Origin of the sequence: Stenotrophomonas sp. HMWF003, from assembly GCF_003061285.1 — a bacterium.
In the GTDB taxonomy this organism is placed as follows: Bacteria; Pseudomonadota; Gammaproteobacteria; order Xanthomonadales; family Xanthomonadaceae; genus Stenotrophomonas; species Stenotrophomonas maltophilia_AP.
In genome coordinates, this window is the sequence record NZ_QAIW01000116.1 from 1 (window position 1) to 11,373 (window position 11,373).

Genomic DNA, 11,373 nt, shown 5'->3' on the forward strand with positions numbered 1-11,373 from the left:
GGGCAGGTCTGGGGAGGTCATCGGGGGCAGGGCGGTCAAGTCCCTGAATCATAGCCCGTCCATTCAATATACAAGTGTATACACGCCTGTATGCGCGTGCGTATAGTGGTTCCATGAGCGCTCATCCCCGCCCCCCGATCCGCCGCCGCAACCCGATCTCGCCCCGTCACTGGGTGTCCGAGGAGCTGTTCGACTTCTGGGCCGGGCGCCTGCACCCGCTGTGGACCCTGCGCCGTGCGCGGGCGCGGCTGGTGGCGCGCGAGCAGGCCAGCGCCGATGCGGTGACCCTGGTGCTGCGCCCGAACCGGCACTTCCGCGGGCTGCAGCCTGGCCAGCACGTCACCCTCGGCGTGGACGTGGACGGTCGTCGCCTGTCGCGCAGCTACAGCCCCACGCGGCTGGCCGATGGCAGCCTGGCGATCACCGTCAAGGCGATCGAGGGCGGCAAGGTCAGCCAGCACCTGGCCCACCACGCCGTGATCGGCGAAGCATTCGAGCTGGGCCAGGCCTTCGGCGCGATGACCGTCGACCCCCGCCAGGCCCAGCGCCTGCTGCTGTTGGCCGCCGGCAGCGGGATCACCCCGATGCGCGCACTGCTGCGCCAGCTGGATGCCGCCGGCATGCCCGGCACGGTGGACCTGGTGTACTGGGCTCGCCGCCGCGAGGAACTGTGCTTTGCCGATGAGCTGGCGGCACTGACCGCGCGCCACCCGAACCTGCGCGTGCACCTGGCCCTGACCCGCGACCCGCACGCTGCGTCGCCGCGCGTGGACGCCTACGCCTTCGATGCACTGGGCGATATCCGTGCGGCCCAGGTGCTGGTGTGCGGCCCAGGCGGCTTCGTCGATGCCGCGCGTGAACGCCTGCAGGGCGCCGTGGCCGGTCTGCAGTTCGAAGCCTTCACCCCGCCGGTGCTGCCCGACGCGGAAACCGGCACGGTGCAGGTGGAACTGCGCCGCACCGGCCGCACCCTGACCCTGCCGCGCGGCACTTCGCTGCTGCAGGCGCTGGAGGCCGAAGGCCTGCGCCCGGCCAGCGGCTGCCGCATGGGCATCTGCAATACCTGCGTGTGCGGCAAGGCGTCCGGCGTCACCCGGCATACCCTGACCGGCGACTACGCCGATGAACCGGCCACGCAAGTGAAGCTGTGCGTCAACAGCGCCAGCACCGACCTGATTCTGGAGCTCTGAGCATGTCTTCCGTGCATAACCGCGTGCTGTCGCCTACCGAACTGGATGCGTTCGGCAATGAACTCGATGCAGTGCGTGCGCGCCAGCTGGCCACGCTGGGGGCGGCCGACGCGCGTTACATCCGCCGCGTGGTGGCCGGCGTGCGCTGGACCGGCGTGGCCGGCCGCGCGCTGCTGTTCCTCGGTGCCTTCGTGCACAGCGTGCTGATTCCGGCGTGGATCGCCGGCGTGGTGCTGCTGGCGCTGTCCAAGATCCTGGAGAACATGGAGCTGGCGCACAACGTCATCCATGGCCAGTACGACTGGATGGGCGACCCGCAGCTGCAGGGCAGCACCTACGAGTGGGACATCGTCGGCACCGCCGACAACTGGCGCAAGACCCACAATTTCCGCCACCACACCTACACCAACGTGCGCGGGCTGGACGACGACATCGGCTACGGCCTGCTGCGCATTTTCCCCGAACAGCGCTGGCGCCCGTTCTACCTCACCCAGCCGGTGGTGGCGGTGGTGTTCGCGCTGCTGTTCGAATGGGGCATCGCCATCCAGGACCTGCGCCTGGGCCGCTGGTTCGCCGGCAAGATCACCTTCCGCCAGCTGCTGGCGCAGGCGCGTCCGGTGGGCCGCAAGATGGGCAAGCAGATGTTCAAGGACTACCTGCTGTTCCCCGCGCTGGCCGGCCCGTTCTTCCTGCCGGTGCTGCTGGGCAACGTGGTGGCCAACCTGATCCGCAACGTGTGGACCTACGTAATCATCTTCTGCGGCCACTTCACCGCCGACGCCGAGACCTTCCCCAAGGAATGCGTGCGCGACGAAAGCCGTGGCCACTGGTACCTGCGCCAGCTGCGCGGCTCGTCCAACCTGACCGGCGGCAAGCTGATGAACGTCATGTCGGGCAACCTCAGCCACCAGATCGAACACCATTTCTTCCCGGACATCCCGGCCAACCGCTACGCGGCCATCGCGGTGGAAGTGAAAGCGATCTGCGCACGCTACGGCCAGCACTACAACACCGGCTCGTTGCCGAAGCAGTTTGGCCAGGTAATGTGGCGCATCGTGCGGCATGCCTTCCCGAGCCGCCCGGTGCGCACCAAGGCCGTTGCCGTCAACGCTCAGCCACTGCCGCAGCAGGGCTGAGCCGGAACGCTGCGGCACCGGTCAGAGCTGCTGCTCCCACTGCAGCCGCCACAGCGGCGCGCCCGATCGGCGCTGCTGCAGCTGCTGCCGCCCCTGCGCATCCCACAGGACCTGGCCGGACACCAGGTCCTGCCGCAGCAGATTGTTGGCGCTGAGCCGGAGCTTGGTGCGCGGCCCCAGCGTCCACAACGCATACAGGTCCAGCTCGCGCTGGTAGGCATCGATGTCGATCTGTCCGCTGCTGATACGCACCGGACCGCCGCTGCGGTAGCTGTAGTTCAGCCCCGTGGTCCAACGCGGGTTGATCCGGTAGTCGGCGCCCAGCGAACCGGTGAAACGCAGCTGCCCGTCCAGGCGGTTGTCGGGTCCGGGCACATCGGCCACGCGCGACCAGTTGCGCGTGACATTGAGGCGGAACGACACGTCCGGTGCGTTGGCCAGGAAACGCGCCAATGCCACCCGCGCGTCCATTTCCACTCCCCAGCTGGTGGCATCGCCTGCGTTGCGCGGTGTTGCGACCCAGCGCCCGTCCTGCGCCGTGGTTTCGGTGCGCACCACGTCCTGGATGCGCCGTGCGTAGGCCCCCAGGCTGAGTTCGGTGCCGTCCTTGCCGTGGGTTTCGTAGGCGATATCCACGCCGGTGGCCAGCTCCGGGCGCAATGCCGGGTTGCCCTGCTCGTCAGGGTTCAGCGGCCGGTTGTTGGTCGAGGTGTACGGGCGCGGGATCAGCGAGGCCAGCGTCGGGGACTTGTACGTGCGGCTCAGCGCCACGCGCAGCTGGTCGTCGCGGGTACCCGGCAGCTTCCACAGGGACTGCAGCACCGGCGACAGCACGCTGTCGCGCTGCCGGATGGCGGCAAAGCCACTGCCGGCACTGCGGATGTCGATGGTTTCCCAGCGCAGCCCCAGGTACATCGACCAGCGAGGGCCGAGCTGCAGGTCGTCCTGCACATACACGGCCATGCGCCGGATGCGCGCATCGAAGGCGAGATCGCTGATGCTGCCGGCATCGCCCGCGATGGGCCGCAACTGCTGCAGGCGGGCTTCATCGCGACCGTCGACGCTGCCTTCCCAGCCAACTTCCAGCGTATGTCGGCCGTGCGTGGGCAGCGCGTACTTCCCGGTGCTGTTGACGTTGTGCACGCGCAGGCGCGCGTCGGTATGGTCGTCCAGGTTCTGCTGGCCATCGTTACCGACGCCTTGCTCGCGGTAGCGGTAGTCTTCACGGTTGCCCCCTGCGGCAAGCCGCGTGGTGAAGTTGCCGCCGACAGCGAAGGGGTGGGTCCAGCCTGCGCTGCCGCTGAGTTGTTCCACCGCGATGCGCGTGCGTTGCCGGTAGCGGACCTGCGCCAGCGGCGGCCCCAGCCAGGTGTCCCAGGCGATGTCGGTGCTGCGCTGGAAGCGGCTGGCGTCGGCCAGCGCCTGCAACGTCAGGGTGTCGCCATTGTCGAGGCTGAGCTCCACGCTGGGCGCAAGCGACACCGCCTGGCGAGATCCCGTCGCCCGCAATTGGCTGCTGCGCAGCACGTCCGGCTGCCCGTCAGGGCCATACGCCGTTTCCAGGGCCTGCAGCTCCACCAGGAACGCCCGGCGCGACGCGCTGACAGCCACGGACTGGCTGCGGTGGGCCTGACGACGGCTGCGCTGCCAGGTCAGCGACGGTGCGCTGCGCGCGTTGGACAGCCCCCACGCCAGCGCCAACGATTCGGCCTCCTTGCGTGCACCGGCGACCAGCACGATGTTGAGCGTGCCGGCGATTGCTTCGGTGCGCTGGTCGGCGGTGGGCGCGCGCAGGATTTCGACCCGTTCGACCATCTCCGGGCTCAGTGCGTCCAGGTCGAACCCCAGCGGTGCCTTCTGCCCGTTGATCAGGATCTGCGTATAGCCGGCGCCCAGTCCGCGCAGCGACAGTGTGCCGCTGCGGCCAGGCGCGCCCTGGCCGACGCTGATGCCCGGCAGCCGTTTGAGCGCATCCAGCAGGGCCGGATCGCCGTACTGACGCAACTGCGTGGCATCGATCACGATCCGTGTGGCGGTGTCATCGCGACGCGCCTGGTAGTGCGCCGCCTGTACCTGCACGGTGTCCAGTTCGATGGGGGGCGCGGTGCCGTCGTCGTGGGCGGTCGATTGGGCCCAGGCAGCCGGGGCGATGCACAGCGGCAGCAGCAGGAACGGACGGCAGATGGCGGGCAGGGGCATGCGGGCGATCCAGGAGGGGCCGTGGCGGCCGTGGGTCAGGCAACAGCTGTCCCTCCTGCGACCAGGAAGACCAGATGCAACGGGAAGCAACGCGGTGGAGCGGGTCAGCGGCTCATGGCAGGCGACGCTGCGGGTCGATGCGTTCGCCGTTGAACAGCATCTCCATGTGCAGGTGCGGGCCGGTCACCCGGCCGCTGCGGCCGGTGCGGGCGATCGGATCCCCGCTACGCACCTGCTGGCCCACCTGCACATCGGTGCCGTCCAGGTGGGCGAACAGGGTCTGCCAGCCATTGCCGTGGTCCAGCACCACCACGGTGCCGTACTGCGCGCCGCCCGGATAATCCGGCGTGGCGGCCACCACGGTGGCGTCGGCCGGGGCCAGTACCGGCGTACCGACGCGTGCGCCGAAATCGATGCCGCGGTGCGCGCGCTGGCGGATGCCGCCGGCATCGCCGTAGTGCCCGGTGATACGCGATTGCGCCAGCGGGGCGGCAAAACGCATGGTGGCCGCGGCCAGCAGCGACGCGTCAGGGGTTGCACGCGCAGGCGAAGCGGCGATGGCCACGATGCCCAATGGAAGCGGCGTGGCGGCGGTACCTGCCTGGACCAGCGCCAGCATCGCGCCGATCCCCAGTGCACCGGCGCCGAGCAGGGTGCGCGCAGCCAGTGGCAGCGTGCGTCCGGCGTCGCCGCCGAGCATGTGCTGGATGCGCAGCCGGTGGCCGGCGGCGTCGCGATGGGTCAATGCGCTGGGCGATGCCGGCGTTGCGCCATGGCCGGCCATGCGCAACGCCTGCAGGTAGGCGGCGGCAAAGTCACGCCGCGCGGTGTCGTCGCTCCCCAGCGCCAGCGCGTCGCACCGCAGTTCGACGGCCATCTGCACGCGCGCGGTGATGCGGCGCACGAACGGGTTGAACCACAACACTGCGTCCACCACCGCCATCGCGCCGGCCCGCTGCGGATCGCGACGGGCAAGGTGGGCCGCTTCATGGCCCAGCACCAGCCGCAGTTGGCGGTCGCTGAACGCCTGCAGCGCGGTGGCAGGCAGCACGATGGTCGGGCGAGGCCAGCGAACGGCGAACGGGCTCACAGCGTGTTGGGTGAGGCGTATGCGGATGCCCTGCCGGGCAAGCTGGCCGGCGTAGTCGCGGCTGGCTGCGCCACGCCACGCAGCCGGCGGCACAGACGGCGCGGCGCGTGCGATCCGCGCCACCGCCAGGGTGCCGCGCAGCAGGCGCACCAGCGCGATGCCGACACCGGTCAGATAGGCCGCCCACAGCACCTGCGCGAGCGTTGGCCAGCCCAGCCGGGGGGCCGCTGTGATGCCTGTCGTAATGGCCGGGCCGCCGGCGTCCAGATCCAGTGCGATGGGGAGCGCCAACGGCGAGGGCAGCGCGGCGACCTGCGACGGTGCCGCCACCGCCAGCGCCATCGCCAGCAACGGGGGCAGCACGGCCAGCAGCCAGAGACACAGCCAGTAGCGCGTGGCGGCCGCGGAAAGCTGCAGCCATCGGTGCAACGCGTTGCCTGCGCCCCATGCCAGGCCAGCGCAGAGCAGGCTGCCCAGCAGGTGCACCAGCGCCGGATCCGGCAACGGCAGGCTCATGGCTGCGGCTCCTGGTCGGGGTCGGGGTCGCGGAGCAGGGCGTCCAGTTGCTGCAGTTCGGTCTCGCTCAACAGGCGGCTGTCGGCGAAGGCCTGCATCGGCAGGCCACCGTCGATTTCCAGCACGCGGCGGGCGAAGTCCGCGCTCAAGGCGGCCAGTGTGGCCACCTTGCCCACCTTGGCCCGGTACACGTTCAGACCGTGCTCGGCGCTCTCATCGACCAGCCCCTTGTCGACCATGCGCTCCAAGGTCTTGCGCGTGGACGAGTACGACCAGTCCAGCGTGGCGGCAACGCCGTTGTGCAACTCGCGCGCACTGCAGGCGCTGTTGCGCCAGAGGCATTTGAGCAGTTCCAGCTCGGCGTTCGAAGGGGTGGGCACACGCGCCATGGCGACACCAGCATCAAGGAGTGGTGTCGCAAGTGTGCGACAAGTGTCGCATGCCCCGCAAGAGGGTCAGTCCTCGAGTCCCATCTTCCCCTCGGCCAGCGGCACCCGGCTGCCGTCGAGCAGGCCGCGGCTGAGCACCCCGTCCTCGATGAACAGCAGTTCGCCGTTCTCGCCGTTCTTGATGCTGCTGTCGATGGCGATGATGCGGTCGCCGTGGAATGTGCTCACGTGCGGCATCGAGGTATGCCCGACCACGATGCGCGCAAGGTCCAGCTGGGTGAGCAGCGCATCGACCTGGGCGGTGTCCAGCTGCCCGTCGAAGTAGCCGCGGTACCAGATCGGGCTGGTCTTGCCGTCGAACAGGCGCGCCGTGTCCGGCGCTGCCTTGACCTGATCGCGCGGCAGCCCCACGGCTGCCTGGTACATGGTGTTGGTGGCGTCCATGCCGCGCACCAGGTCCAGGTTCTCCGGTGCGATGCCACCGTGCAGGAACAGCGTGTCGCCGATCTTCAGCATGACCGGGCGGGTGCGCAGCCATTGTCCGATCACCGAATCCGGCCCGTACAGCGCGGGGTAGCTGCGGCCCAGCAGCTGCGCGCTCCTGAGGTATTTCGGGTTCACGTAGCGCAGGTCGTCGTAGAGCACCATCGTTTCGTGGTTGCCCAGCACGAAGTGCACCGCGCCGCCGGCCGCGCGGGCCTGCTGCTGCAGGCCGTACAGCAGCCAGAACGCTTCGGTCACCTGCGGGCCGCGGTCGAACACGTCCCCGGCCACCACCAAGGTGGCATCGCCGAGCGACCATTGATCGCGCGCATCGATCACATGGTGGGCGCGCAGCAGCCGGACCAGCAGGTCGTACTGGCCGTGGATGTCCGACACCGCGACGATGCGCGGCGTGGCCGGATACTGCGCCATTTCGGCGGTCCGCGGCGGCAGCACGGTCACAGGATGCGGGTAGCCGCACTCGGGCACCACCTGCGTGGTATCGCCGCGGGCCGGCAGCGTGCGGTGCACGATGTGGTCGTTGCAGATCCACGCTGCCTCGTGGCCCTTGGCGGTAACGAACACGTACGGGCCGTCCGCATCGACGTGCTCGGCCGGTGCGGCTACCTCGCGCGCGCTGGTGGTGAAAGCGGCCAGCAACAGCAGGCAGGGAAACAGCGCGTGCATCGCGCGCAGGGTACGACAGGCAGGCATCGGCGGCGTCCGGGTAAAGAAGGCGTGCGCAGGCGCACGGGGTGATCCTACGCCGCGGCGCATGCGTTGGGCATGCGCCGTTGGTACCGATGGATGTGCAGGAACAGGCGGTTGGCGGGTCACTCAGCCGCGCTGCAGGGCCTGGCGGCCGGGCGCCTCCGGCATCGCATCGTCGGCCAGCACCACGCGGTTGCGGCCGCGCTTTTTGGCCTGGTACATCGCCGCAGCGGCGCGCGCCATCAGCCGCTCATAGTCCGGGTGGCCATCGTGCGCTGCCACGCCGATGCTGGCGGTCAACGCCAACGCGGTGCCATCGGCCAGCTGCGCCGGGGTCTGTGCGATCTGCCGGCGCAGGTTCTCGGCAATCACCTCGGCCTGCGCCGCAGTGGCGGCCACCAGCACCACCACGAACTCCTCGCCGCCATAGCGGAACAGGTAGTCGCTGCCGCGCGTCAGTTGGCCGAGCAGGGCTGCCACGTGCTGCAGGGCGCGGTCGCCGCCGTCGTGGCCGTGCGCATCGTTGATCGCCTTGAAATGATCCAGGTCCAGCAGCAGGATCGAGAACGGCGTACTGGCCGAGGTGGCCAGTTCGATCTCACGGCGCAGCACGGTGGGCAGGAAGCGCCGGTTGAGCAGGTTGGTCAGGGCATCACTGCCTGCGTCGAGTTCGCCGATCCGCTCGAACAGCATGCCCATCAGCGTGCGGATGCGCGCCAGCTGCTCGCGGATGCCCTGCAGTGCGCCGAAGCGCGCGCCAACATCGGCATGGGCCAGGGCTGCGTGCAGTTGCGCGTCCACCTGCGCCACCAGCGCGCCCACCTGTGCGGTTTCGCTGCTTTCGCCAAAACTGGGAATGCCCTTGTGGGTGAACCACAGGCCGAATTCGGAATGCGCCAGGTCGACGGTGTCGGCGTCGGTGGCCTGGCTGGCAATGGCGTACAGCAGCGCGTTTTCCCAATCCAGCAGCAACGCGCGCTGGCGCTCGCGTTCGGTGCTCACGTTCTGCACCAGCGAAAACAGCCGGTACGCCGCATCGGTGCGCGAGGAGCGCTCGCGTGCGTGCGTGTAGGCCAAGGTCATGCCCTCCAGGGCGATGTCCACCGACGCACTCAGGCAATTGATGGCCTCGAAGGCCACGTGGCTGTCCGGCGCGTCGGCGACAATCTGCGCGAACAGGCGCTGCTTGAGCACGCGCGTGCCGCGCGTGACCAGATCCACCGGGATGCCGACGCGCGCATGCACGTCGCCGATCACCCGCTGCGCCGCGACCAGTGCGGCGATGCTGTCGGGCGTGGCCGTGAGCAGTTGGGTCAGCCAGCGCTGCATGGCCGGCTTCAGCCGCAGGCGCACCTGGTCGTGGGACAGGAAGCGGCTGGCGCGCGGGTCCTCCAGCAGCACGTCATAGAAGTGATGGGCGAGGTCGGGCGGCGACCGGGCCGCCAGCTCGGCAAGCAGCGCGGCCGCGTCGGGGCTGGTGGCCTGCAGGGTCTGCTGCCAGGCATCTGCCAGTGGCCGGCTGGCCTCATCCAGGTTTGGAACGATATCCACGATGGTTGCTCTTCCCGCCACACAGGCCGTCGAAGGTTAACGGCCGCGCGTGGCTGTAATGAAGTTACAGAATGAACGCGAGCCCAAGTGTAATAGTCTCCGGCGCATCGCCTGCTTACTCTGCGCGCATTGCAACGGAGATACCTTCATGGGTCACGACCACGATCACCTGCCCAGCGAAATCCGCCACGAAAAACCCTTGTGGTGGGCGCTGGGCCTGACCACGACCTTCCTGCTGGTGGAAGTGGCGGGCGCGTTCTGGACCAACAGCCTGGCGCTGCTGTCCGACGCGGCGCACATGGCCACCGATACCCTCGCATTGATGATCGCGCTGGTGGCGGTGCGGCTCAGTCGCCGCCCGCCGGATGCCAAGCGCACCTATGGCTACGCGCGGCTGGAAGCGCTGGGCGCGATGGTCAACGGCGGCATGCTGTTCGTGGTGGCTGGCTACATCCTCTGGGAAGCCATCGAGCGGTTCCGCCAGCCGCAGGAAATCGCCTCCACCGGCATGCTGGTGATCGCTGCGGTTGGCCTGGGCATCAACCTGATCTCGATGCGCCTGCTGCGCGCCGGCAGCGGCGAAAGCCTCAACGTGAAGGGCGCCTACCTGGAAGTCTGGGCCGACATGCTCGGGTCGGTCGCGGTGATCATCGGCGCGCTGCTGATCCGCTGGACCGGCTGGAAGCTGATCGATCCGATCCTGGCGGTGCTGATCGGCCTGTGGGTGCTGCCGCGCACGTGGGTGCTGATGCGCGAGGCCATCAACGTGCTGCTTGAAGGCGTGCCCAAGGGCACCGACCTCGCGGCGGTGCGCACGGCGTTGGGCGCGCAGGACGGCGTGGTCGATGTGCACGACCTGCACGTGTGGGCGCTGGCATCGAGTACGCCGGCACTGACCGCACACGTGGTGATGGCCGACGGCGTGGATGCCGATGCGCTGCGCCGCGCGCTGACCACCACGCTGCATGACCGGTTCGAGATCGAGCATGTAACCCTGCAGATCGAAGCGGATCACTGCGGCGACAGCTGCAGCGTGGGCAGCCCCAAGGCGGGCGATGCGCATGCCGGCCATGATCATGGCGACCACGCCCACGGCCATGCCGACCACGCCCATGCGGCCACCGACGGCCGCCGTACCGGCACCGACGCGCAGGGCCACCACGGCCATCCCCATCCCTGAACCGGGCCGGGTGCGGGGCAGGGCAGGCTTGCCGCTACAATGCGGGTCTGCCTTGCCATCTGTCGGAGATACTGCAGTGACCCGGAAACTCGTACTGTTGCGCCACGGCCAGAGCCAGTGGAACCTGGACAACCGCTTCACCGGTTGGGTGGACGTGGAACTGACCGAACAGGGCCGCCGCGAGGCCGCCGCCGCCGGCCGCCTGATGCGCGAAGAAGGGCTGCAGTTCGATGTGGCGCATACCTCGGTGCTGAAGCGCGCCATCCACACCCTGCAGGGTGCATTGGCCGAGCTGGACCAGGACTGGCTGCCGGTGAGCAAGAGCTGGCGCTTGAACGAACGCCATTACGGCGGGCTGCAGGGCCTGGACAAGGCCGAGACTGCGGCCAAGCACGGCGAGGACCAGGTCAAGATCTGGCGCCGTTCCTACGACATCCCGCCGCCGGCGATGGACATCGAAGACCCGGGCCATCCGATCCACGACCGCCGCTACGCCGGCCTGGACCGCAACGCGCTGCCGGGCACCGAATCGCTGGCCACCACGCTGGACCGCGTACTGCCGTACTGGTTCGACGCGATCGCCCCGCAGCTGAAGGACGGCAAGACGGTGCTGGTGACAGCGCACGGCAATTCGCTGCGCGCGCTGTACAAGTACCTCAACAATGTCTCGCAGGAAGCCATCCTGGAGCTCAACATCCCGACCGGCATTCCGTTGCTGTTCGAACTCAACGACGACCTGACGGTGCAGTCGTTCCGCTACCTGGGCGACCCGGAAGCGGCCCGCAAGGCCGCCGAAGCGGTGGCCAACCAGGGCAAGGCGAAGTAACAACGAAAGGCCGGCGCAAGCCGGCCTTTTCTTTACCCCCGCCGGTAGAGCCACCCCATGGGTGGCTGCACGCGATGCAAGGGGTCACGCACAGCCACCCAT

The 11,373-nt window shown here is 69.0% G+C and carries 9 protein-coding genes; 4 read left to right on the plus strand and 5 right to left on the minus strand.

Annotation, left to right across the window (positions count from 1 at the left end):
* Positions 1-113: 113 nt before the first annotated feature.
* A complete protein-coding gene (locus DBR34_RS04560) occupies positions 114-1,190 on the plus strand; it encodes a ferredoxin reductase (protein ID WP_128095893.1) in 1,077 nt (358 codons plus the stop codon).
* 2 nt (positions 1,191-1,192) lie between these two features.
* Positions 1,193-2,326 carry an acyl-CoA desaturase gene (locus tag DBR34_RS04565; RefSeq protein ID WP_128095894.1) on the plus strand — a complete coding sequence of 378 codons (1,134 nt, stop codon included), beginning with the start codon at positions 1,193-1,195 and terminating at the stop codon, positions 2,324-2,326.
* Positions 2,327-2,347: 21 nt separating this feature from the next.
* Here the strand turns inward: DBR34_RS04565 and DBR34_RS04570 are convergent, their stop codons facing one another.
* The 5 genes from DBR34_RS04570 to DBR34_RS04590 form a co-directional block, all read right to left on the minus strand.
* Complete coding sequence (locus DBR34_RS04570; protein ID WP_128095895.1) at positions 2,348-4,525, minus strand: TonB-dependent receptor; 2,178 nt, start codon at positions 4,523-4,525, stop codon at positions 2,348-2,350.
* A 112-nt stretch (positions 4,526-4,637) separates the two neighbouring features.
* A complete protein-coding gene (locus tag DBR34_RS04575; protein WP_128095896.1) occupies positions 4,638-6,131 on the minus strand; it encodes a M23/M56 family metallopeptidase in 1,494 nt (497 codons plus the stop codon).
* Positions 6,128-6,520 (minus strand): BlaI/MecI/CopY family transcriptional regulator, encoded by a 393-nt coding sequence (locus DBR34_RS04580; protein ID WP_128095897.1) that lies wholly within the window; start codon positions 6,518-6,520, stop codon positions 6,128-6,130. The genes DBR34_RS04575 and DBR34_RS04580 overlap by 4 nt, the downstream gene beginning before the upstream one ends.
* A gap of 66 nt (positions 6,521-6,586) precedes the next feature.
* Positions 6,587-7,690 (minus strand): metallophosphoesterase, encoded by a 1,104-nt coding sequence (locus DBR34_RS04585; RefSeq protein ID WP_128095900.1) that lies wholly within the window; start codon positions 7,688-7,690, stop codon positions 6,587-6,589.
* Positions 7,691-7,840: 150 nt separating this feature from the next.
* Positions 7,841-9,265, minus strand: a complete 1,425-nt coding sequence (locus DBR34_RS04590; protein ID WP_128095898.1) for a diguanylate cyclase — start codon at positions 9,263-9,265, stop codon at positions 7,841-7,843.
* A gap of 148 nt (positions 9,266-9,413) precedes the next feature.
* Between DBR34_RS04590 and DBR34_RS04595 the strand changes: the two genes are divergently transcribed.
* Both DBR34_RS04595 and gpmA read left to right on the plus strand, forming a co-directional pair.
* Positions 9,414-10,445 (plus strand): cation diffusion facilitator family transporter, encoded by a 1,032-nt coding sequence (locus DBR34_RS04595; protein WP_128095899.1) that lies wholly within the window; start codon positions 9,414-9,416, stop codon positions 10,443-10,445.
* A 76-nt stretch (positions 10,446-10,521) separates the two neighbouring features.
* Complete coding sequence (gpmA, locus tag DBR34_RS04600) at positions 10,522-11,271, plus strand: 2,3-diphosphoglycerate-dependent phosphoglycerate mutase (RefSeq protein ID WP_038689579.1); 750 nt, start codon at positions 10,522-10,524, stop codon at positions 11,269-11,271.
* The last annotated feature ends 102 nt before the right edge of the window (positions 11,272-11,373 follow it).